Origin of the sequence: Moraxella sp. RCAD0137 (genome assembly GCF_002894025.1) — a bacterium.
In the GTDB taxonomy this organism is placed as follows: domain Bacteria; phylum Pseudomonadota; class Gammaproteobacteria; order Pseudomonadales; family Moraxellaceae; genus Moraxella; species Moraxella porci.
On sequence record NZ_LTCC01000001.1, the window covers coordinates 335,691 to 359,393 of the forward strand.

Sequence of the window (23,703 nt, forward strand, 5' to 3'; positions counted from 1 at the left end):
AAGCAAAATTTATGTTTTATGTTATGGCATCATGGCTGATCAGGGATAAAGCCATCAACACTACGCGCCAAAGCCTCTGCCACGACAGTGGTCTGTAACACACGGCATTCCGCCAATTCAAATACAGCTGGTGATAAGCCATCAAGCTGCGCCACCATGCGCGCGACGATCGGCATATGGCAGACGATGGCGATGCATTTATCATCGGTATCCATGTCAAATTTGGCGCGGATGACGCAGTCGATGTCATCGAGTGCAGTCACAGGATCATCATCTGGCGTGATGCTACTGACGGTGACAAAGCTTGGCGACTGCCCTGAAGCGATCGCTTGCTCTTGAAGGATTTTGGCGGTTTGATCAGCGCGGTTGTAAGGGCTTGCGATGATCAGATCCAGTTGGTGCATGGATGCGATGTGGTGTGCTGTCTGTGCAGCTTGCATGCGACCAAATTCGGTCAGATCGCGACCTGCATCATCCTCACAATATGGGCCTGCTTGACCATGTCTTACAAAAATCAGTTTCATCACTCACCTTTATCTTTGGTTGATTTGGCTGGCTCGTTTGGGTCAGTAGTTTCATTGCTAGGCTTGGCCTCAGCACTGGTTTTAAGCACTTCGCTAAATTCATGGCTTAATTTGGCATTGATCTCATCATGTGGTAGCACAAATTCCACATCACTTCTAAAGCCGCTTTCCATCAGATTCAGTGCCACGCCCAGTGCTGATTTGTTTTCATACAGCACCGCATGCAGTGCATGAGTGATCGGCATATAGATACCCAATTCGGTAGCGCGGGTATGCACTTGCAAGATGGTATTCACACCCTCAGCGGTCTGGCCAAGTTTTTTGATGGCAGCATCCAAACTGATACCCTGCCCCAACATATGGCCGACGCGATAATTACGACTGAGTACCGAGCTACAAGTGGCATATAAATCACCCACACCAGACAAGCCCAAGAAAGTCAAAGGATCAGCCCCTACCGCCACCCCAAAGCGACTCATCTCAGCCAATGCCCGCGTCAGCAGCATCGCTTTGGTATTTTCTCCCACTTCATAGGCTGCAGCCATCCCCATAGCGATGGCATAAATGTTCTTCAACGCCCCACCAAGCTCGACGCCTTTGACATCATTGCTGGCAAATACGCGAAAAAACGCACTGTGCAATGCCGTCTGCACCGCTTTACGAAGTGGCTCGGACTCTGAGGCGATGACGGTGGCCGATGGCATATTATCCATGATTTCAACCGCCAAATTCGGGCCGCTCATCACCCCAAAATTCACCTCAGGCAGCACATCGGTAATGATGTCACTCATCAAAGCAAATGTGTCTTTTTCCATGCCTTTGGTTAATGACACCACAGCTTGATGGGTGATATAAGGCTTGATGTTTGTCAACATCTCACGGAATGCCGAGCTTGGCACCGCCACAAAAATCACATCCACGCCTGTGACTGCTGCCTGTAGATCATGACTAAATTTTAGGCGGTCATCAAGCTTGTGGTTGGGCAGATATTTTTTGTTGATTCGTGTTTTATTAAGCGATTTGACTGTGCGTTTGTCGCGCACCCACAGCGTGGCATCACAGCCATTTTTGGCAGCCAGATTCGCCATCGCTGTACCAAAACTGCCACCGCCCAAGAATGCAAAGCTCATTTTCTCGATGCTCACCGAAGGCTGCCCTGCTTGCAGCGACTCAGCCAGCTGCACAGACTTTTTCTTTTTTAGGCCAGTCATCTCAGCAATGCTTGTGATGATTGGCGCATTTGGCAAGCCAGACTCTTTGATGGCATTCACCGCATCATCTAGGCTATGACTGGCAGCCTCGACGATTTTTTTGACCTTTGGGTTTTGTACGCTTGGTTTTTTTAGTTTCATACCAGAGCACCTTTTATTAAGCTATTTATTGTATGCTGACTGTTCTGACAGTCGATCTTATCCGCCATCAGTTGTGATAGCTGACATAGTCACTGATGTCAACTGCCTCACGCGCTGGCATCTGCACTGTACTTGAGCCAGTATAAATCAAGCCGCAGATGGTGTCATCGACGCCGACCCCAAAATGCGCCTTGACCACATCGGTATTACATAGCGGCCCTGTACGCCACACGCTGTTATAACCGAGCGACTCTAGCGCAAGTAAGATATTTTGAGCAGCAGCGCCAGCACTCAAAAGCTGCTCATACGGTGGCACTTTTTCGTGATATTTTTGTTTGGTGGCGATGACAATGATCATCGGCGCGCGCAGTGGCATTGTTAAGGTCTTTTTAATGGTTGCCTCATCAAGCACCTCACCACGACTCTCGGCTTCTGCTTCGGCTGCATCTAATAACACCTTGCCAAATTCCACAAGGCTCTCATCAGTCAATACCCAAAACTGCCACGGCTTGAGCTGCTTATGATCAGGTGCGACCATCGCTGCATGCAGCACGGTGTTGAGTTCATCTTGATTGGGCATCGGCAAGCTTAATTTGCCAATGCTGCGGCGTTGATGGATGATATCCAATACAGGGTTTGTCATTGTTATGTTCCTAAATAATTCATTTTAATCCAAGCGATGCTCAGCCGCCAGATAGTCCTCCGATTGCATCTCAAGCAGACGCGAGCGAGTCCGCTCAATCTCAAACGCCAGCTTTTCGCCTTGATACAGCTCAAGGATGGACTGCTCTGCACGCACAAGCAGCTTGACACGGCGATCATAAAATTCATCGACCAAATAGATAAATCGGCGGGTCGGATCCATCAGTGTGTCATTTAACAATGGTACATTATCCACCATCACCGTATTAAAGTCATTGGCAATCTCAATAAAATCCGATGCCGCACGCGGCTGCATGCATAATGCACGAAAATCAACCAGTAGCATCGTCTCAGTACGCTTGATAATCGGCACCTCACGATTAGCAACGACAATCGGTGCGGTACTGACTGACTGCCCACCTGCCAAAGTGTCAAAACGCTCAGACAGCCAGCCATCGGTCTCGGTGGTCAATGGATATGAGTATAGTTTAGCTTGTTTTAATAATCTTAGACGATAATCGATACCAGCATCAATGTTCATCACAGTGGTGTTTTTTTCGACTTGAGCGATGGCAGGCAAGAATCTGTCGCGATGGATGCCATTCTTATACAGCCCTGATGGCTCAATATTCGATGTGGCCACAAGCGTAATTCCACGATCGAACAGCATGGTGAACAAATCACCCAAAATCATCGCATCAGAGACATTCGACACAAAAAATTCATCAAAACAAATCACCACCGCCTCACGATGAATGATGTCAGCGACCTTTTGCAGTGGATCGGATTGTCCTTGTAGTGCTACCAATTCACGCTGCACGCGCTGCATAAAATGATGAAAATGCATTCGCATCTTACGCTCAATCGGCAGGCTATCGTAGAACATGTCCATCATCCAAGTCTTGCCTCGACCGACGCCGCCCCACATATACAGACCCTTTGGCATCTGTGGCTTGGTTTTAAATAGACTGGCAAACCATCCCGACTTTTGACCGCCTTCTGCCGCCAATATCTCATGATGCAGATTATCCATATAAGTCACCGCTGCCAACTGAATCGCATCTTCGCTAAATTCACCCGTGGCCAGTGCGGCTTGGTATCGCTGTAACGGAGTTTGCACGCTCATCTTATCGATTTTCCTTAATAACTTAAAAGTCTGATTATATTAATGTATGAAATTCTAACGCTTGTCTGAGTTCAACGAGCTTGGCATGAAAAAAATGCCCCGTCTCAATCACTGTCGTCGGTATGTGATGTTGTTCAGCAAAATTTTGCATCGCAGCCGGCGGCACCAGCTCATCTTGATCGCCATAGATCATAAACGCATGGTCGCTGTGCCAAGTCAAATCATTGATGCCATCACGCAATACTGATGGCGCAATCAGCACAAGATTTCTAAGATGCACATCATTCAAATCTTCAGCATTCTTGAGATGATCTGCAACCCGACAAGCGACATAGCCACCAAAAGAAAAACCTGCCAACCACAGCCGCCGTGCTTTGGTCTGCGTCAAGGCAAACTTCAGCACCGTCAAAGCATCCAAAAACTCGCCATCACCAGTACCGACACGACCTGTCGAACGCCCAACACCCCGAAAATTAAAGCGCAGTACATCCATGCCCACATCGCGACAATACCGATACAGCGTGCTGACTACTTTATTGCTCATCGTGCCGCCTTGCGTGGGGTTGGGGTGGCAGATGATGGCCAAATTATCCTTGGCCGATCGCTCACCTGACTGCAAAATCATCTGCACCTCAAGCACGCCTGCAGGGGCATCGATCAATAGGCTTTGCTCTTGAAAACTGGACATGATAGTGTTTGATAAATTACTTATAAAATGTATCGCATTATATCACACTTTTTAGGATGCGCCACTTGACATCATCTTTCACGCTCTACAAAATTTCTACAGTTGCGCAAAAAACTTAACTTGAACTGGCAGCAATTATTGATATACTGATATCACTGCCGATGACTGTCGGTTTGCCGATGGCATCATTTAGGCAAGTTTATTTGGCAATATTTTGGCAAATGCCCAGTGCATTGTTTTGTTTTTATGGGAAATCTTATGAAAAAACTCATCTTAAGTCTCGCTGCGGCAGCGTTATTATCTGCTTGCGCCAGCACCACAAGCACCTCGCCTGTCTTGACACGCGCTGATGGCACACTTGAAACCACTGGACTTGGCAGCACCAAACTCAAAGCCCAAGAAGCCGCCCTGTCCGCCGCCAAAAAACAATGCGGCATCCGCTCGCCTGTCATCATCTCGGATAAAACCACCTACAATGGCGTGCTTGATGAGCGCACGGGTCGCATGATCGAACAAGGCGTCAGCGTCGTCGGTGCTGTCTTTGGTCAAGCCACACCAAATCTAAGCCGCGATGATGATTATGAATATCAAATCAAATTTCAGTGCCGCTAAGCACTGCTGTCAATCTTTGGTTAAGCAAATTCATCGTATGATTTGATCCAGCTTACATTGGCCTTATACAAAAGCTAAGGATATCATCGCTTTTATAATGTTGATCAGTCAAAGGATCTTGTAAATCATCTTTTAAATCACCTTAGCCAAAAAAATCCCTTAAGCGGCTGCTCAAGGGATTTTATATTTAGATCGATGGCGATCCAAAAAATTAACGCGTGCGCGGATATACTTCGTCTGCACCGAAGAAATAAGCGATCTCACGCTCAGCAGATGCCACAGAGTCAGAGCCGTGTGCAGCATTCTCATCGATGCTGACAGCAAAATCTGCACGGATGGTGCCAGGTGCTGCTTCTTGTGGGTTGGTCGCGCCTAGGATTTCACGATGTGCAAGCACGGCGTTTTCGCCCTCTAGGACAGATACCACAACTGGGCCTGAAGTCATGAATGCCACTAGGTCACCAAAGAAACCACGCTCTTTGTGCTCAGCGTAGAAGCCTTCAGCATCTGCTTGTGATAGGTGCTTGTATTTCATCGCAACTGGCTTAAGGCCTGCTTTTTCAAAGCGAGCGATGATGTCACCGATGTGGTTTTTGCCAACTGCATCTGGCTTGATGATAGATAAAGTGCGTTCGATAGCCATGGGAATATCCTTTTGCTAATGGGTTTAAGGGAAAACATAAACTGCTTTGATTATAACCAATTTTTTGGATAATTGACAGTGTTTTTGATAAAAATATTTGCATATCTTAAGCGCCTATGTCGTGCAGATCTGGTATATTTATCCTGCATCCTTATTGATTTTATTACGGCTTTTATGGTTGGCTGGCTTTTGTTTTTGGGCGGATTTCGTACTATAATAGCCACTTTTTATAAGCCCTAGCTGTATGCGTTTTATCCAACGACTCCTAACCCACCCTTCTGTTGCTAATTTTAACCAAACTGTCTGGGCGATGCTCATAGGCGGGTTTATCGTACGCATCAGCTACTTTATGTCATGGCCATTTTTGATCATTGTCCTAAACAGCAATCAAAGCGTCTCAACAATGGGCGTCGGTGTGATATTGGGGTTTTCGGCTGGCGTGGCTGCCATTTCTGGTATTTACATTGGCTATTTATCAGATAAATTTGGTGAAAAACCGCTCTTACTCACAGGCTGTCTGGTTGGTACAGCGTGCTATGCCATGTTGCCATTTGCGCTCAACTTTTGGCAGTATTTTGTCATCATGGCTTTATTAGGCTTGGTGCGTCCGATGGTTGAAGTTGTTGGCAAAGCCATCATGTGCAACAGCTTATCCGACCCAAAAGATCGTGAAACTGCCTTATATTTACGCTATTTTCTCATCAATATGGCTGGCGCCATCGGTCCACTACTTGGGCTATGGTTTGGATTAACACAAGCTGATACGCTGTTTACCATCACCGCCATGGCTTATTTTGGTTATTTGATTTGGATTTATCAATTAATCCAATCCACTGAACATCATGCCACGCACGAGCTGCCCAACTTCAGCAAAACCGTGCAAGTCATCCGCTCTGATTTGCCGTTTTTATTACTACTGATCATCATCTTTTTGGTATTGATTGTCTATTCGCAAGCATATGCCACCGTGCCACAGATCATCACGGGACTACTTGGCGGTGATGCTGCATCACTGATTGTACTATTGACCGTGGTCAACTGCATTACCGTCACCGTATTTCAATTTCCACTATTAAGGCTGTTTCGCCGACTATCGATCGCCACTCGTGCTCAAATCGGCATAGTTTTTTTGTTATTGGCTCAGCTATTATTCATCGTTATTGATGATCACTCGTTAGTCGCATGGAGCGTGGCATTTTTTGTGTTTAGCTTAGGTGAAGTCATTACCATTCCGACCATCAGCGTGCAGATTGATGAATTTGCCAAAACAGGGTTGCGTGGCAGTTATTTTGGCGCAGCGGCATTTAGTGAGCTTGGAAATGCCATCGGTCCGATGTTCGGCGCGATGATGATTAGCAGTTTTTCAAATGATCATTATTTTATCGCAACGACGCTCATTTGCAGCATCTGTATTGCTTGCTATGGTATCATCCGTCGCCGAGTCGGTTAGCTCGTACAAATTTGTGATGATAACAAGCTTTTTTGGTGGCAATTTGTTATAATAGCTTGTTTAATTGATTGATAAGCACATTTTTTTGACTTAAGTGAATGATTAAGATAAGGAGCCATCATGGGCTTTAACTGCGGTATCGTCGGCCTACCCAATGTCGGCAAATCAACACTGTTTAATGCACTGACCAAAGCAGGCATTGCAGCCGAAAACTTCCCATTTTGTACCAAAGATCCAAACACAGGCATCGTCCCTGTACCCGATCCACGCCTAAAAGCACTAGCAAAAATCGTCAATCCTGAGCGTACCATCCCAACCAGTATGGAGTTTGTGGATATCGCAGGCTTGGTCGCTGGTGCATCCAAAGGCGAAGGCATGGGCAACCAGTTTCTAGCCAATATCCGTGAAACCGATGCCATCGCCCATGTGGTACGCTGCTTTGATGATGACAATGTTATCCATGTCGATGGCCGTGTCAATCCGCTATCAGACATCGAGACCATCAATACCGAACTTGCCTTGGCTGACCTTGATGCTGTCACTCGTGCCATCACCAACCTAAACAAAAAAGCCAAAGGCGGTGATAAAGAAGCTCAAGCCGCCCTAGCTGTATTCCAAAAAATCGAGCCATTTTTGGCGGATGGTAAGCCTGCACGCTTAGCAGGTATCGATGCTGACGAGAAAAAACTCATCAAAAGCTATGGTCTGATCACCCTAAAACCTGTGATGTACATCGCCAATGTGTCAGAAGATGGCTTTGAGAATAACCCTTATCTGGATCAAGTCCGTGAATTTGCAGCCAGTGAAGATGCCATCGTCGTACCACTATGCAACCAAATCGAAGCTGAAATCGCTCTACTTGACGAAGCAGACAAGGCTGAATTTCTTGAGAGCTTAGGTATGCAAGAAGCTGGCCTTGACCGCGTGATTCGAGCAGGTTATGAACTACTCAATCTACAGACCTATTTCACCGCAGGTGTCAAAGAAGTGCGCGCATGGACAGTGAAAGTCGGCGCCACCGCACCTGAAGCTGCTGGCGTGATTCATACCGATTTTGAGCGTGGCTTTATCCGTGCTGAAGTGATCGCTTATGATGACTTTATTGAGCATGGTGGCGAAAAAGGCGCTGCTGCTGCCGGTAAATCTCGCCTAGAAGGTAAAACTTATATCGTCCAAGATGGCGATGTGATGCATTTTAGATTTAATGTCTAAAACAAGCTAAATCAACCTCTTTGATTCCACTATGGTGCGTGCTGTTCACTGATGGCGCGCACCATTTATCCCCATTTGCACCAGCCTACTACACGCTTTTGGATAACCCATGCCCAATATCGCCAATCTTGACATAAGTTTAATTGTCTTATTTATCCTCTTGGCGCTGGGTGTATTTAGCCAAAATAATACGATCATTTTAGCGACCGCCTTATTGATCATCCTTAAGATCAGCCCATTTGGCGAGATGATGCTGCCTTATGTTGATAAATATGGGATTAGTTTTGGTATTTTGATATTAACCATTGGGGTATTAGCGCCCATCGCCAGTGGCAAATTAAATAGCGAGACGATTTTACAGTCTTTTATCAGCCCAAAATCACTTGTCGCCATCATGGTGGGCTTACTGGTCGCTTATTTGGGCGGTCGCGGTGTCAAATTGATGACAAACGAACCTCAAGTCATTGCAGGGCTACTGATAGGCACAGTGCTTGGCGTGGCTTTTTTGCGCGGCGTACCCGTTGGCCCACTCATTGCCGCTGGGATTTTATCGCTATTTTATTGGCAAAAGTAAATGGGCTTTGCTTTATAGAAATAGAACCTTGATGTTGTTGATTGTGCATCATTGCGTTATAATATAGCTATTTTAGATAAATCACGATCCATCACATAGGTAACTTATGAAAAAAATTCTACTGGCTTCATTGATTGCCACACTAACTTTAACCGCCTGCGAAAAACAATCACAACAAACTGCCGCCGAGCAGCCGCAGCCTGCCCAGACCACTGTCGCCGCCGAAGCTCATGATGCGATGGAGGATTCTGCTGATCATCAAGATCATGATCACGACGAGCATGACCACGAGCATGACCATGCAGGTCATATGCACAGCCACGATGAGGGCGATGCCTACCAATGTGGCAGCAAAACCATTCACATCGCTGTCCACGACCACGAAGGTGAAACCGAAGCACACCTGACCGATGACAGCATCGTGTATGACCTAAATCAAGATCCCGATAATCCTGCTCGCTTCACCACCGATAATGGCATCGAAAACAATCAGCCCATGGCTTTGACCATTGATGGCAATAATGCTCGCGTCACCAGCAATAATCGAGTGCTACTAGACTGCACCAAACAAAGCTGAGCTACATCCCCTGATGTATTTATCGCCCATTGTCGTTCGTGTGATGGGTGATTTTTTTGATTGTAGATTAATCAGGGCGGATTTGAAATTTTTTTGGAGAAATTTTACTAAGTTTGGGATAAGCGCTTGCAACTGTCGCGCTTTTTATCCATAATATACAGTCATTCACTCAAATTTATGGACAAACCATGAGCGTCGAAAAATCCACCAATCGTGAACAAAAAAAACGCCAAACTCGCCAAGCCTTTTTTAATGCCGTGCTGGATCTGTGCATGAGCGGTCAAGGCTACAGCTCGATTAGCCTACGTCAAGTTACCCGTGAAGTGGGCGTGGTGCCGACCGCGTTTTATCGACATTTTGATGACATGGAAAGCCTTGGCAAAGCCTTGGTTGAAGATGAGCTTGGCAGTGCCCTTGCGATGCTTCGTGAGCATATGCAGCTGGGTCGCAAACGCAGCTTTGATCGGCAGATTGCCAAAAGTGTTCAGCTGTTTTTTAAGGCGGTCAATGCACAGCCACGCTATTGGCAGTTCATCGCATCGGAGCGTTTTGGTGGCTCTGAAGCTGTACGCCGTGCGATCAGTGAGCAGATTGCGACTTTTGCCAAGATTATGAGTGAAGATTTGGGTATGCAGCCTGCTTTTGAGCACATCAGCAGCGAAGACCGCTATTTATTGGCAGAAACTGGCGTGAATCTGTCATTTTCATGGATCATTGACTGGCTTGATTTGACTTATATGCCTGACTTGATGGATGAAGACGACCGCCCAAGCAAAGATGAGCTAGAAGCCAAAAAACAAGCCATGCTGCATCGCTGCACACGTCAGATGCAGATGGTGCTGTACGGTGCTTATAATTGGAAATCCAGCGAAGAGACTTTGCTTGATGAGCATATCCAAAATTAATCCACCACATTTACCAAAGCCAATCATTGATAAAACAACAAGAATTTTTGCTTGCTATTTTATCAAGTTGCAAGTAGCATGGGGCGAGTTTTCGCCCTTTTTATATTTAAGATTAGACCGGTCAATCTATGTCAAATAAACCAAAATCCATTTTGAATAAAGCCCAAACCAACAGCACGCTGACGGATAAACCTGACGCCACCGCTACCACCATCAAGCCCAAACGCATCGCCAAATCCGCCACCACAGGCGCGCCAAAGGCAACGGGAGCGACACCAAGTTTTGACGTTAAGCCTAATGATGTCGTGCCATCAAAAGCCATCTATAACGACCCTGCCAAGGTGCTTCGAGTCGTCTCCATCAATGTCAATGGGCTACGCTCTGCCGAGAAAAAAGGCTTTTTTGAGTGGCTTGCGACATCCGATGCTGATGTCGTATGCATCCAAGAAGCACGCATCACCCATGAGCAGTGGACGGATAAATTTCACCCCGAAGGCTGGCATACCCACTTATTTCCAGCTGAGCGAGCTGGCTATGCAGGCACGGCGATTTATAGCCGACTACCCTTTGTGTCTGTCACAGACGGCTTAGGCTTTGAGCTTGCTGATAGTCAAGGCCGCTTTATTACTGCCGAATTTGATTTGTCACATCACGGCATCGATGAGCCTGTACATATCGCATCGCTGTATCTGCCATCAGGCTCATCAGGTGATGATGCCCAAGCTCGCAAAGATCATTTCTTGGAGCAATACCGCCATATCCTAAAGGCATGGCGTGACACCAACAAATCCATCATCGTCTGTGGCGACTACAATATCGTGCATAAGCGAATCGATATCAAAAACTGGTCTGGTAACCAAAAAGCATCAGGCTGCCTGCCGCACGAGCGAGCATGGCTTGATCATATTTATGATGAGCTTGGCTATGTTGATACTTTTCGAGTTGTACGCCATGATGCGGACATCTATTCATGGTGGTCAAATCGTGGTCAAGCCCGTGCCAAAAATGTCGGGTGGCGTATTGATTATCAAGCCTGTTCACCGGATTGGCGTGATCGGACTGTCGGCGCTTGGGTCTATAAAGACCAATGGTTTAGCGACCATGCACCTGTCATCATTGATTATCAGCTATGATTTAACAGCGGGCATCGATCAATATTCCCCTAAAAATACCAAAATTTTCTTAATTCATAATCAAAATACTAGCAATTTAATTTACTTTTCAGTAAAATACTGCAACTTTTTAAGTTGTCTAGTCGATTATACAATTTTTAACCTTTACTCTGATGTTTTGTGGTTACAAACCAACGGTCGTTTAGCGTTAAATTCTATCATCACAGACCAATTAACCAGCATGCATGGGCAGCACAGATTTGTCCATGCATGTATATGATTTACATAAACAAGGAGTGGGTATGTATACTTTTTTGGCGATGCTGCCAATCATCATCGTATTCGTACTATTAGTCGTGATGCGCCTGCCTGCAAAATACGCCATGAGTTTGGCTTATGTGGCAACCGCAGCGCTGTCGTATTTTGTGTGGCAGACCAGTGGCAACCAAGTCGCTGCCGCCACCATCCATGGCGTATTGACTGCCATCAATGTTTTATTCATTGTTTTTTCAGCGATTCTTATCCTAAACACCCTTAAAGAAAGCGGTGCGATCTCAGCGATCCGCCGTGGCTTTATGGATATTTCACCTGACCGTCGCGTGCAGATGATCATCGTTGCATGGCTGTTTGGCTGCTTGATCGAAGGTTCAACCGGTTGGGGTACACCGTCTGCGGTCGCAGCACCACTACTTCTAGCACTTGGCTTCCCTGCGATGGCGTGTGTCATGGCAGTATTGATTATCCAATCAACGCCAGTATCATACGGTGCGGTGGGTACGCCACTATTGATCGGTGTTAACTCAGGTCTTGAAAACAAAGAAGATGTGGCAAATGCTCTAGCATCAGTCGGTAAAGATTTGCCTGCGTATATCTTTGATATTTCGGGAAATGTTGGCTTTGTGCATGCTGCTGTTGGTTTCTTGATTCCGCTAATTCTTTGTGGTTTTTTGACTCGCTTCTTTGGTCAAAAGCGTTCATTCATTGAGGGTCTAAAAGCAGCACCATTTGCTATCTTTGCTGGTCTAGCATTCACCATACCGTATGCCTTGACCGCCAAATTCATCGGCCCTGAGCTGCCATCGATCGTCGGCGCCATCGTCGGTATGGCATTGGTGATCCCTGCAGCTAAGCGTGGCTTTTTGACGCCAAAAGAAACCTTTGACTTCGGCCCTCGTGAGTCATGGGATAAAGAGTGGGTGAGTGAGCTTGCCATCACCAATACCGATGACAAAAACGCACCGAATTTCAGCGTGCTGCGCGCCTTTGCCCCTTACTTGATCATCATCGCAATCTTGATCGTGACTCGTACTGTCAAGCCACTAAAAGCATTCTTGAACTCAGACCCAGTCACCATCGCTTATACCAATATCCTAGGTACAAGCATCACCAACAAAACTCAGCTACTTTACTCTCCAGGTACTGTACTGCTATTGGTGTCGATCATCTGTATTTTCCTGTTTAACATGAAAGGTGATATGATCAAAAAGAGCTGGTCAGCTTCAGCCAAAACCATGCTTGCTGCAGCACCTGCACTGCTGTTCTCTGTACCGATGGTGCAAGTATTCATCAACTCAGGTACAGCACCTGATGCAGCGGTACAAATGCTTGCGATGCCAAAAGTATTGGCAACTGCAGCCGCTGGTGCCTTTGAAGGTATGTGGCCACTGGTCTCACCTTGGATTGGTGCACTGGGTGCATTCATCGCAGGCTCGAACACTGTATCGAACATGATGTTTGCACATTTTCAATGGGGTACAGCAACTCAAATCGGTCTTGATGTTGCCAATGCTGGTAAAGTCGTCGCTCTACAAGCGGTCGGCGGTGCTGCGGGTAACATGATCTCGGTGCATAATGTCGTCGCTGCGTGTGCGGTCGTTGGTCTGGTGAACCGTGAAGGTTATGTGATCCGTAAGACATTGATTTCAATGACTTATTATGTTGTACAGGCCGGTCTGATCGGTATGGCATTGATCTTTAGCCCAGTGTGGTGGGTCGGTGCCATCATTTGGCCAATCCTCTTCTTATTTGTGATGAGCAAAACAGGCGCCAAAGCCTAACCTGCTCCATCAAGCGGGTTTGCCAGATCAAGCCCGCTTGATGATTTTTGTAAGTAATTGCCCAAAACCACAAATCAGCTATTGCCGTGCATGCCTCAATACAGGTAAAATACACAGCTGTTTTACAGTTTTATTTTGATAAAAAAGTCCTTCAATGAATTTTTATCAAAATAAAATTGATGCAAAACAACCCAAAAGAGCAATTTATTATGGCAGATCTAAGTAAAATCACCGAAATCGAAGACCTACGCCGCATCGCTGAGCGTAAAGTGCCTCGTATGTTCTACGACTATGTGGACTCAGGTTCGTGGACACAGACCACCTATCGCAATAACGAAACTGACTTTGACCGCATCAAACTGCGTCAGCGCGTGCTTGTGGATATGGAAGGTCGCAGCCTAGCCACGAAGATGATCGGTCAAGATGTCTCTATGCCTGTGGCGATCGCACCGACTGGCTTTACTGGTATGATGTGGGCGGATGGTGAAATCCATGCAGCGCGTGCTGCTGAGAAATTTGGCATTCCATTTTCACTATCGACGATGTCTATCTGCTCTATCGAAGATGTGGCTGAGAATACCACCAAGCCATTTTGGTTTCAGCTGTATGTTATGCGCGACAAAGAATTCATGCAAAATCTGATCAATCGCGCCAAAGCTGCCAACTGCTCGGCACTGATTTTGACCGCTGACCTACAAGTACTTGGCCAACGCCACAAAGACATCAAAAACGGTCTATCAGCGCCACCAAAGCCAACCCTAAAAAACATCCTAAACCTAATGACCAAGCCTGAATGGTGCTTTAATATGCTTGGCACCAAGCGTCACACCTTCCGCAATATCGCAGGTCATGCCAAGGGTGTTACCGACCTATCAAGCCTATCATCATGGACAGCTGAGCAGTTCGACCCAAGTCTCAACTGGGATGATGTCGCTCGCATCAAAGAACTGTGGGGCGGCCCACTGATCATCAAAGGCATCATGGAGCCTGAAGATGCCATCCTTGCAGCTCGCTCTGGTGCTGATGCGATGGTCATCTCAAACCACGGTGGCCGTCAGCTCGATGGTGCGCCATCATCGATCGCTGCACTGTCTGACTGTGTACAAGCTGCTCATGCCGAAAATTCAAACTGTGAAGTATGGCTAGATTCAGGTATTCGCTCAGGTCAAGATGTCCTAAAAGCCATCGCCCTAGGTGCAAAAGGCACAATGATTGGTCGCTCATTTTTGTATGGTCTTGGTGCGTATGGCGAGGACGGTGTCCGCCGCGCCCTTGAAATCATCTACAAAGAATGTGACATCACCATGGCATTCTGTGGTCATACCAATATCAATACCGTGAACGAAGATATCTTTGTCAAAGGTACTTATGAGCACCTAAAATCAGGCAATCCGCACATCACGCCGATTCGCTGGTGATCGCCTACAGCTTTGCCCCACGATGTATCGTGGGGTTTTATTTACACCGCCTTATGATGAGTGCATTGATCTGTTAATCCTGATCAGAATGTGAAATTCAAATTAACAAATCCGCCCATTTCTGCTATAATCTGATGATTTTCATCCAAGCTTAGCTTTGGATCATCCTATCATCACGAGAGACCCATGAAAGCCAAAACCCAAGAGCGTCTATCCGCCATCGAAAAACTGCTGCATGAACTAAAAACCGATATTCATGAAGTGGCCACACACTCGGTCAGCGAACGCACCACCAAAGCCAAGACACCATTTTCGTTTGAGTTCTTCCCTACCAAGACCGACGAAGGTCAAGACAAGTTGCTTGGCGTCTTTGATGAGCTGAATGCTCTGAATCCAAAATACTTCTCAGTTACCTATGGCGCCGGTGGATCAACGCGTGAACGCACATTGGGCATCGTCAAGGCGCTCATCGAAAAAGGCAGCACACCAATCGCTCCACATATGTCATGCATCGGCGACACCAAATCACAAATCGGCGAGCTACTGGATTATTATAAAGCACTGGGCGTGGATCGCGTGGTGGCACTGCGTGGTGATTTGCCATCAGGTCAGGTCGGCTATGGTGAGCTGCCTTATGCACTGGATTTGGTCAAATACATTCGTGAACACAGTGCCGATCACTTCTCCATCAAAGTTGCCGCCTATCCTGAGATGCATCCACAGGCGCGTAATTTTGAAGCAGATATTGATAATCTGGTTGCCAAATATCATGCTGGTGCAAACGAAGCCATCACCCAATTTTTCTACAATCCTGACAGCTATCTGTTCTTGCGTGACCGCTTGGCAAAAAAAGGTGTGCATCAAGATGACTTCCCTATCATCGCAGGTATCATGCCAATCACCAACGCATCAAACCTAATCCGCTTTGCAGATGGTTGTGGTGCCGATGTCCCACGCTATATCCGCAAACAGCTTGCCGACTATGGCGATGACAGAAAAGCCATCCGTCAATTTGGCTTTGATATCGTGCATCAGCTGTGCGAACGCTTGATTAGTGAAGGCGTGCCAAGCTTGCATTTTTATAGCATGAACCATACCGAGCCAAACAAAGCCTTGGTCGAAAGCTTGGGATTAATTTAATTTATCCAAAAACCGTCCCTGAGTTGATGCCAGTTTATATGAGCATTGACTCATCACGGTTTTTAATTTTTCTTACCATTTATTGATGAATCATGTCCAGATTTTTTATTGAGACGCCTTTATCTACGACGCTGATCGGTCAAAGCATCACCTTACCTGATGGCGTCTATCATCATTGGTGCAAGGTTTTGCGCGCCAAAGTGGGCGACACTGCAGTGCTGTTTGATGGTACAGGTGGTGAATATACGGCAGAATTGATTAGTATTGATAAAAAATCATCACAAGCCAAGCTTCATGCCCATAACCCCATCAATCGCACACCGCCTTTTGCAGTCAGTATCGGACTTGTGATGAGTCGTGGCGATCGCATGGATTATGCCATTCAAAAAGCGTGTGAAATGGGCGTGCATCAGATTCAACTACTGACCAGTGAACGCTGTCAAGCACATCTAAAATATGAGCGAGATTTTAAGAAAATCGAACATTGGCAAGGTGTGGCGATCGCCGCTTGTGAACAATGTGGATTGAACATCATCCCATCCATTACTCCGCCTGTACCGCTTGAGTCATGGGTGGCAGATTGTGCAGATGCGCTTAAATTGGTACTGGCATTGTCAGATGGCAAGCCCGCTTTCCCAAATCCCTTGCCTAGCTCCATCACTCTATTAATCGGTGCTGAAGGCGGCCTATCCCCTGCTGAGATTAGCTTTGCCACCGAGCATGGCTTTGTGCCTTGGACGATTGGCGAGCGAGTATTACGCACCGAGACCGCCCCTGTGGTGGCATTGACAGCACTGCATATGATTCATGAATTGGGTTAATTTACTACTGAGCGGTGGATAATTCTGGCTTTTGCCAGTGCCAATCATCTGGGAAATTGATACATTTTTGTCGCGCTTTTTCTTCGCTCTCCACCCTACTTAAATAACGCTCCGATGCTTTGAGTGGATACTCTGTGATATTATGGTTGGTTAAAAATACTTGATATTTTTGATAACTATCAAAGCTAACCACCCATCTATCCAAATAATTAAATACATGGTAAGCACTGATGGTTGTTGGAACTGCATCTAATCCACCATGGATTGTATCGCACAAACCGATATCCATTGTTAAGAGCAAGTAATATTTACCGGATTTTTTATAATCAACGATACCAGTAATAGGATCGGTTTTTTGGTACATTTCATTAATGTAGTAATTGGTAATGGCATGATCATCCCAGTTCTGTAACCAATATGAATCGTAGTGCTAAAAACCTTCAACCAAGTAATAATTGTTTCTTAATTCAATTTTGTAAGGACCGAACAAATAATCCAAGGGATCGCCTGTTCTGATTGTGCTTTTAATCATACCGATTATTCCATCAAGAATCACAACCAGTAATATAATTAACAATCCCCAAAATACCACACGACAAAACCAGACAAACGCATGATCCAAAAAGTGTAAGAGCCGCTTCATGGCATCACCCACCATAAATCTGCTGCCACATCGATAGCATCTGTACGCTTTTGGCGACATCATGCACACGCACGATGCTTGCACCTTGTTGCGCCGCCAATAGCGACATCCCCGCACCGATGACATCTCGATCATGCGGCTGATGGTTTTGTAGGCTATCCAACCTCGTACGCTGCAATATTTCACCCAAAAACCGCTTACGAGACACCCCAAACAACATCGGCAAATCAAAATGGCGAATAAAAGTATCAAGCTGCGTCATCAGCATCTTGTGATGCTCATAAGTCTTGGCAAAGCCCATGCCAACATCAATCACCAACTGCTCACGAGCCACCCCAGCTGACACCGCCCGCTCAATGCTGTGCGACAGCTCGTCGATGACTTCACGGATGACATCAGTATATACCGCCAACTCATCCATCGTATCAGGCTCACCGCGGCTGTGCATCAGCACCACAGGCACACCAAGCTTGGCCGCCATCTGCACCGCCCCATCTCGTCGCAGTGCTCGCACATCATTGATGATGTCTGCGCCCGATTCGATACCTGCTTGCATCACCGCAGGATTGCTGGTATCAAGCGACAGCCAAATCTCATCGCCGAACGCCGAGCGAATCGCCTGCACCACAGGGACGACACGGCGAAGCTCTTCATCTGTGCCAACTGCGGTCGCATTGGGGCGTGTCGATTCGCCGCCGATATCGATGATATGCACGCCATCAGCGATCATCGATTCGGCATGAGCAAGTGCCCGATCCACCCCATGATAGCGTGAGCATGAATCTGGCGTGACATTTAAGATTCCCATCACCTTGGGCGTGGATAGCTCCAAAATCTTACCGTGTGCGTATAGCTGTCTGATTGCTCGCTGTGACATAAAAAACTCACTTCATCCCAAAAATGCCTTATAATAGCATAAATCACTGGGTGAATCACACCGCAGATGATTGGGTTTGCACGGTTTGTGATTGGTATGGATTTGTTAAGATAATACCCATCAAGCATTTAAGTTGACTCATCTTGCCCCCATATAAAGCACTCGCCCATGGTGTATTGACCCAATTATTTATTTTATATTTATACTATAAATTATCAAAAGGATAAAATTTGCAATATTTTGACAGACATGAAGGTGGCGAAAATGCCATTTTGGTTCATCTTGACATTCATCAAATCGTCAATCCTGATGATTTGGAAGAGTTTCGCCTATTGGTGCATTCAGCTGGTGCTAACGAAATCGAAATCATCACCGGCAGTCGCAGTAAGCCGCACGCCAAATACTTCGTCGGTACTGGTAAAGCCGATGAAATCGCCGATGCCGTGCGTCGCTTCCGTGAGAGCACGGATGACGAAAAAGGCGATGTGGTGGCGATTTTTAATCACACACTTACGCCAAGCCAAGAACGCAATCTTGAAAAAATCCTAAAATGTCGCGTGCTTGACCGCACAGGATTAATCCTTGATATTTTTGCTCAGCGTGCTCGTACTTATGAAGGTAAATTACAAGTAGAATTGGCTCAGCTTAATCATCTTGCCACACGACTGGTACGCGGATGGACGCATCTTGAGCGTCAAAAAGGCGGTATCGGTCTGCGCGGCCCGGGTGAAACTCAGCTAGAGACCGACCGCCGATTGCTACAAATCCGTGTCAGTCAGCTCAAGGCCAAGCTCGATAAGGTCAAGCAAACTCGCGCCCAAGGTCGTGCCAAACGCCAAAAGTCCGAAATCCCTACCGTCTCATTGGTCGGCTATACCAACGCTGGTAAGTCTACACTCTTTAACCGCCTAGCTGATGATAACATCTATGCTGCCGATCAGCTATTTGCCACCCTTGATCCGACACTTCGCCGTGTCAAATGGCCTGGTGTCGGCAATGTCGTACTGGCAGATACCGTCGGCTTTGTACGTCATCTACCGCATGAGCTGGTCGAAAGCTTTCATGCAACGCTCGAAGAGACGCTTGAAGCCGATCTGCTACTACACGTCATCGATACCGCCAGCGAAGATCGCCATGAGCAGATCGCCGCGGTCAATGATGTACTCGCCCAAATCAAAGCCGATGCACCGATTTTACTTGTGCATAACAAAATCGACAAAAGCGACGAGCCACCTGCCATCTATTATCAAGATCATGGTGTGCCGCATCGCGTCTATGTCTCCGCTCGTGAAAATCTAGGCATCGATCAGCTGATGATCGCCGTACAAGAGCTGCTCTCAGGCGAACTCAAAGAGTTTACACTCACCCTGCCTTATCATGCTGGCGGACTCAAAAACACCCTGCACGGTCTGGGTGTCATCACGGGCAATAGCTATGATGAGATGGGCAAAGAAGTACTACAAGTGCTACTTGCACCCAGCAAGCTACAGCAGCTACTCGGTCAATACGCACTGGATGCTGATGAAGTCCTACCAAAAGCTCAGGCGGATAGCCTAAAACCAGTGCTTGAGCCTTTTGAGGTGGTGCTTGATCAAAATAAAAATAGCGATGGCAAAGATGATGCTGAAGATGAGCTCGATCCTTTTTGTCATTAAACAAAAAAAGACTGTTTATATAAACAGTCTTTTTTTAGAGGTATAAATCAGTGATCAGCCATGGAGTTTATTCAAGGCGGCAATGCGATCGTCCAGCGTCGGATGTGAGCGGAACAGATTGGCGATGCTAAAGCCCTGCGACTGGCCTGATGCGATGGCAAAAGCTTTCATCGACTCTGGCATCTGATCAGGACGCGCTTCAGCAGGACGCAGTGCATTTAGCGCGCTGATCATCTGATCGCGGCCAGCTAACTTAGCACCCATCTCATCGGCACGATATTCACGCAGGCGTGAGAACCACATCACGATCGCCGAGGCCAAGACACCCAGCAGAATATCCATCACGATGCTGGTGATGAAGTAGGCGATGCCTGGTGAGTCGCTTTCATTCTTAAAGATCGCGCGATCAACAAAGTTACCAATAATACGCGCAAAGAACATCACAAAGGCATTCACCACGCCTTGGATGAGCGCCAAAGTCACCATATCACCATTGGCCACATGCCCGATTTCGTGCGCCAAGACAGCCTCTACCTCATCAGGGGTCATCGTGTGGATCAAACCAGTCGATACAGCCACCAGTGCGTTATTTTTGTTCCAGCCGGTGGCAAAGGCATTTGGCTGCGCATTATCAAAAATACCCACCTCTGGCATGCCGATGCCAACAGCTTTGGCTTGGCGAGCGACGGTATCAACAAGCCACTGCTCGGTGCCGTTGCGCGGCGTGTCGATTACCACAGTACCCGTGGATTTTTTGGCCATCCATTTTGACAAGAACAGCGAAATCATTGAACCAATCATGCCATACAGCAAACACATGACAGCCAGGCTTGCATAATTAAGCCCGCCTGCGCTATGCACACTGCCTAGGCCGAACACTTGTGATAGCACCATAAATACGATGCTAAACACCACCAAGACAGCCAAGTTGGTCAGTAAAAATAAACCAATTCGCATCATCGAAGAATCATCCTTTTAAAAGCAAATTAAAACAAATTGAATCAAAATCTCATTGTCTTACTATTATAAAGACTAAATCACAAAATAAAAGGTAAAACTTGAACCGATTCAAGATTTTACCTTATTTTATACAAAAAGCTAACAAACTTTTGTCGCTGCGGCAACGAAACCTGAGCGAAGCTGCATCGATAGACACAGCTTAACTTTGAGCATCAGTCATTGTTTGAAAAATAAATACGGCCAGTAGCTTCACGGCTGATGATCGGATTATTTGGCGTTTGGTTTAACGGCTGCGCGTATGAGGTCGTGGTGGTACTCACCTGCGCTCTTGGGGCGCTATTCATCGCAAGTACAGTGCGGTTGGCGTCATAACCTTGGTATAAGGCAGCATCCATACGATAGATATTGTTATAGCGCTCATTGACCTTGACCACATAGTTGCGCGTCTCGCGAAACGGCGGAATGCCACCGTGCTTACGAACATTACCTGGGCCAGCATTATATGCGGCGATGACATGATCAGGGTTGCTAAATTGGCCTTGTAGCCATGCCAGATAACGGGTGCCGCCCTCGATATTTTGGGCAGGATCCCAAGCATTATACACACCCATATCGCGCGCCGTACCAGGCATCAGCTGCATCAGACCCATCGCACCGACTGGCGAGCGCGCATTTGGGTTGAAGGTTGATTCGGTGTGAATGACGGCTTTGACCAAGGCAGGATCGACGCCGTGGCGCATGGCTGATTCACGAATCAGGTGGTCATAAGCACTGCGGTCTGAATAGCCGCCTGAGTAGCTGCTATAGCTACTGGCTGCAAAGTTCGCCGAATAGTTGGTCGCAGGCTGGCTGCTGGTGTACAGACGCGAGGTCGTTTGGGTGGTTGAGCCAGCTTGGGTGAATTTTTGGGTGCTGCCACTGCGTGATTGCAGATTGGTCAGCAATGCCGATTCCACAGCATTGTTGTTATTTGATAAGGTATAAACAGAGGCCACGGTCGCATTCGAAGAGGCTTGTGGCGCGATATATACCGATACAGGATTTTGGGCAAATGCACTACTGCTTAGCATGCCAAATGTCGCCAAGCCAAGGGCGTTCAGATGGATTTTTGAAGTTTGCATATTGTCTATTCGTCTTGTTGATGATTAAAATTGCTGCGTATTATACCACAAAAATTATAAATAGCACGGCAAAAGCCAGTTTGCTACAAAATGCTACAGTTCAGCAAAACTGTCATTCTAGTATTTGTCAGGTTTTGCAGAAATTTGATTATGCATCTTGGCGCACATGATCGCAATTTTTTTATCAGTTTTTATGATAAATCAGTCTGACAAATAACCACTCTATGCATGATCATGACCACCTGATTAAGACAACCACCACAGCACCGCCACAGGCAGCCACATGGCAGTCACCAAGCCATTGATCGCTAGACCAAAGGCAGCATAGCGCCCTGCAGTCGGACTGATCGTCCAAGCCTCCACCGTGCCGATGGCATGCGCCACCAAACCCAAAGCCAAGCCTTGCGCCCTTTCATCTTGAATGTTGCGAAACAACAGACGACAGACGCCAGCCCCCAATATGCCTGAGACAATGATGATCAAGTTGGCCATCACCAAAGGCGCATCGATGATTTGTGCCACAGACAAACCCACAGGTGTGGTCACCGAGCGCGTGGCAAATGCCAAAATCGTCTCCATGTTCAGCATCAAAGCATAAGCCAAAGCCATCGGCAAGAGCGCCCCGACCAAGCTTGCCATCACGACGATTACGCCCAATTTTTTGACCGGCAAACCTTTAAAATCCATACCTGCCAAAGGTACAGCCAAAAGCACTGTGCTATAGCCAAGCAATCGATCAAAAACTGGTCTGGCATGCGCATAATAAATATGATAATCCAGCCCAATGATCAATAAAAGCACCAAAGTCAGTACGATGGCGACGATGATCATCGGAATGCCTTTGATGTATTTATTCAAATATCGCAAGACAAATTTGGCGCCGACATGCGCAATCAATGTGACAATAAAAGCGATGGCGATCGTTGTGGTATCCAGCATCATAGCTCATCTCCTTTGACATGCTTTTGCTCTTGATTGAGCCAGGCTGCCGAAAGCTTGGCAAATGCCCACAGCGGAATCACTGTGCTGATGATGATCACTGCCGATACTGGCAATAAATCCGCGCCCAAGCCAAACAACAAAATCCCTGCGCCTGCCGAGACTGGCAAAAAAGCAAAACCGCTATCAACCAATAAGGTGCTGGCCGACCCAGATAACCATGTTGGCAGCCCCACCGTCATCCGCACACCCACCAGCAGAATGAATAAACTGATCAAACCAACGATATTTGCCGCACTTGGCATCCCAAACCAAGTACACACCACCAAAGCCAGCTCACGAAAACCGACCACGATGGTAATAGTCGCCAGCATCCCCAACCAAAACTTAGCCCTGCTGTGTGTGCGCTGCATCATTCCTCCTGAAATTTGATTGATAAATTATATAAAGTAATCAGTTTGGCCAATCCATCCACCAAACTGACAAACTAACACCATCGCTTAACACCATCAAAGCCAGACGACGCCCAAGCTTGTCATTATCATATTAGCGATATTGGATGTGCTGGACTTATTATGCACCGCTTAAGTTGATGGCTTATGCTAAATACAGCGACCGCTTGGCAGCTGCTTGATAGTTTAACTATAATTTACAT

Annotated in this window: 24 protein-coding genes; 12 read left to right on the top strand and 12 right to left on the bottom strand. The window is 46.8% G+C overall.

The annotated features are described in order from the left end of the window. Positions 1 to 29: 29 nt before the first annotated feature. The 5 genes from AZ602_RS01485 to AZ602_RS01505 form a co-directional block, all read right to left on the bottom strand. A complete protein-coding gene (locus AZ602_RS01485; protein WP_103033373.1) occupies positions 30 to 524 on the bottom strand; it encodes a histidine phosphatase family protein in 495 nt (164 codons plus the stop codon). Then, on the bottom strand, positions 524 to 1,876 hold the full coding sequence (locus AZ602_RS01490) for an NAD(P)H-dependent glycerol-3-phosphate dehydrogenase (RefSeq protein ID WP_103033374.1): 1,353 nt from the start codon (positions 1,874 to 1,876) through the stop codon (positions 524 to 526). The genes AZ602_RS01485 and AZ602_RS01490 overlap by 1 nt, the downstream gene beginning before the upstream one ends. Positions 1,877 to 1,943: 67 nt before the next feature. Next, a complete protein-coding gene (locus AZ602_RS01495) occupies positions 1,944 to 2,519 on the bottom strand; it encodes a nitroreductase (RefSeq protein ID WP_103033375.1) in 576 nt (191 codons plus the stop codon). Positions 2,520 to 2,543: 24 nt separating this feature from the next. Next, positions 2,544 to 3,644 carry a cell division protein ZapE gene (zapE, locus tag AZ602_RS01500; RefSeq protein ID WP_103033376.1) on the bottom strand — a complete coding sequence of 367 codons (1,101 nt, stop codon included), beginning with the start codon at positions 3,642 to 3,644 and terminating at the stop codon, positions 2,544 to 2,546. Between the two features lie 34 nt (positions 3,645 to 3,678). Further along, positions 3,679 to 4,332 carry an alpha/beta hydrolase gene (locus AZ602_RS01505; protein WP_103033377.1) on the bottom strand — a complete coding sequence of 218 codons (654 nt, stop codon included), beginning with the start codon at positions 4,330 to 4,332 and terminating at the stop codon, positions 3,679 to 3,681. Between the two features lie 258 nt (positions 4,333 to 4,590). Here AZ602_RS01505 and AZ602_RS01510 point away from each other — a divergent pair, with 258 nt between their 5' ends. Beyond that, on the top strand, positions 4,591 to 4,944 hold the full coding sequence (locus tag AZ602_RS01510) for a hypothetical protein (RefSeq protein ID WP_103033378.1): 354 nt from the start codon (positions 4,591 to 4,593) through the stop codon (positions 4,942 to 4,944). 211 nt (positions 4,945 to 5,155) lie between these two features. Here the strand turns inward: AZ602_RS01510 and ndk are convergent, their stop codons facing one another. Beyond that, a complete protein-coding gene (ndk, locus tag AZ602_RS01515) occupies positions 5,156 to 5,587 on the bottom strand; it encodes a nucleoside-diphosphate kinase (protein ID WP_103033379.1) in 432 nt (143 codons plus the stop codon). Between the two features lie 244 nt (positions 5,588 to 5,831). Between ndk and AZ602_RS01520 the strand changes: the two genes are divergently transcribed. The 10 genes from AZ602_RS01520 (at position 5,832) to AZ602_RS01565 (ending at position 16,853) form a co-directional block, all read left to right on the top strand. After that, positions 5,832 to 7,037: an MFS transporter gene (locus AZ602_RS01520; protein WP_103033380.1), complete on the top strand. Its 1,206-nt coding sequence runs from the start codon at positions 5,832 to 5,834 to the stop codon at positions 7,035 to 7,037. Between the two features lie 120 nt (positions 7,038 to 7,157). Beyond that, complete coding sequence (gene ychF, locus AZ602_RS01525; RefSeq protein WP_103033381.1) at positions 7,158 to 8,249, top strand: redox-regulated ATPase YchF; 1,092 nt, start codon at positions 7,158 to 7,160, stop codon at positions 8,247 to 8,249. 109 nt (positions 8,250 to 8,358) lie between these two features. After that, positions 8,359 to 8,823 carry a DUF441 domain-containing protein gene (locus tag AZ602_RS01530; protein WP_103033382.1) on the top strand — a complete coding sequence of 155 codons (465 nt, stop codon included), beginning with the start codon at positions 8,359 to 8,361 and terminating at the stop codon, positions 8,821 to 8,823. Between the two features lie 106 nt (positions 8,824 to 8,929). Continuing rightward, positions 8,930 to 9,400: a hypothetical protein gene (locus AZ602_RS01535; protein WP_103033383.1), complete on the top strand. Its 471-nt coding sequence runs from the start codon at positions 8,930 to 8,932 to the stop codon at positions 9,398 to 9,400. A gap of 188 nt (positions 9,401 to 9,588) precedes the next feature. Beyond that, entirely contained in the window at positions 9,589 to 10,305 is a 717-nt protein-coding gene (locus AZ602_RS01540) for a TetR family transcriptional regulator (RefSeq protein ID WP_078316877.1), read from the top strand. A gap of 128 nt (positions 10,306 to 10,433) precedes the next feature. Further along, a complete protein-coding gene (locus tag AZ602_RS01545) occupies positions 10,434 to 11,438 on the top strand; it encodes an exodeoxyribonuclease III (protein WP_227525137.1) in 1,005 nt (334 codons plus the stop codon). 245 nt (positions 11,439 to 11,683) lie between these two features. After that, a complete protein-coding gene (locus AZ602_RS01550; protein WP_103033540.1) occupies positions 11,684 to 13,474 on the top strand; it encodes an L-lactate permease in 1,791 nt (596 codons plus the stop codon). A gap of 209 nt (positions 13,475 to 13,683) precedes the next feature. Then, positions 13,684 to 14,892 (top strand): alpha-hydroxy acid oxidase, encoded by a 1,209-nt coding sequence (locus AZ602_RS01555; RefSeq protein WP_103033541.1) that lies wholly within the window; start codon positions 13,684 to 13,686, stop codon positions 14,890 to 14,892. 186 nt (positions 14,893 to 15,078) lie between these two features. Beyond that, the gene (gene metF, locus AZ602_RS01560) at positions 15,079 to 16,032 is read left to right on the top strand and encodes a methylenetetrahydrofolate reductase [NAD(P)H] (RefSeq protein WP_103033384.1); all 954 of its coding nucleotides are present in this window, start codon (positions 15,079 to 15,081) and stop codon (positions 16,030 to 16,032) included. A 92-nt stretch (positions 16,033 to 16,124) separates the two neighbouring features. Continuing rightward, a complete protein-coding gene (locus AZ602_RS01565; RefSeq protein ID WP_103033385.1) occupies positions 16,125 to 16,853 on the top strand; it encodes a 16S rRNA (uracil(1498)-N(3))-methyltransferase in 729 nt (242 codons plus the stop codon). Positions 16,854 to 16,857: 4 nt separating this feature from the next. On the opposite strand, the gene AZ602_RS01570 is transcribed toward AZ602_RS01565, so the two are convergent. Together AZ602_RS01570 and folP are read right to left on the bottom strand one after the other, a co-directional pair. Continuing rightward, entirely contained in the window at positions 16,858 to 17,217 is a 360-nt protein-coding gene (locus AZ602_RS01570; RefSeq protein WP_103033386.1) for a hypothetical protein, read from the bottom strand. A 283-nt stretch (positions 17,218 to 17,500) separates the two neighbouring features. Continuing rightward, positions 17,501 to 18,373 (bottom strand): dihydropteroate synthase, encoded by an 873-nt coding sequence (gene folP, locus AZ602_RS01580; protein ID WP_103033388.1) that lies wholly within the window; start codon positions 18,371 to 18,373, stop codon positions 17,501 to 17,503. Between the two features lie 230 nt (positions 18,374 to 18,603). Here folP and hflX point away from each other — a divergent pair, with 230 nt between their 5' ends. Further along, the gene (gene hflX / locus AZ602_RS01585; RefSeq protein WP_103033389.1) at positions 18,604 to 20,028 is read left to right on the top strand and encodes a ribosome rescue GTPase HflX; all 1,425 of its coding nucleotides are present in this window, start codon (positions 18,604 to 18,606) and stop codon (positions 20,026 to 20,028) included. Between the two features lie 54 nt (positions 20,029 to 20,082). On the opposite strand, the gene htpX is transcribed toward hflX, so the two are convergent. From htpX to AZ602_RS01605, 4 genes are all read right to left on the bottom strand, one after another. Continuing rightward, entirely contained in the window at positions 20,083 to 20,988 is a 906-nt protein-coding gene (htpX, locus tag AZ602_RS01590) for a protease HtpX (RefSeq protein ID WP_078316871.1), read from the bottom strand. Positions 20,989 to 21,200: 212 nt separating this feature from the next. Continuing rightward, entirely contained in the window at positions 21,201 to 22,109 is a 909-nt protein-coding gene (locus AZ602_RS01595) for a lytic transglycosylase domain-containing protein (protein ID WP_103033390.1), read from the bottom strand. Between the two features lie 246 nt (positions 22,110 to 22,355). Beyond that, complete coding sequence (locus tag AZ602_RS01600; RefSeq protein WP_103033542.1) at positions 22,356 to 23,048, bottom strand: LrgB family protein; 693 nt, start codon at positions 23,046 to 23,048, stop codon at positions 22,356 to 22,358. After that, positions 23,048 to 23,461, bottom strand: coding sequence for a CidA/LrgA family protein (locus AZ602_RS01605; RefSeq protein ID WP_103033391.1), 414 nt, complete (start codon positions 23,459 to 23,461; stop codon positions 23,048 to 23,050). The genes AZ602_RS01600 and AZ602_RS01605 overlap by 1 nt, the downstream gene beginning before the upstream one ends. Positions 23,462 to 23,703 lie beyond the last annotated feature (242 nt).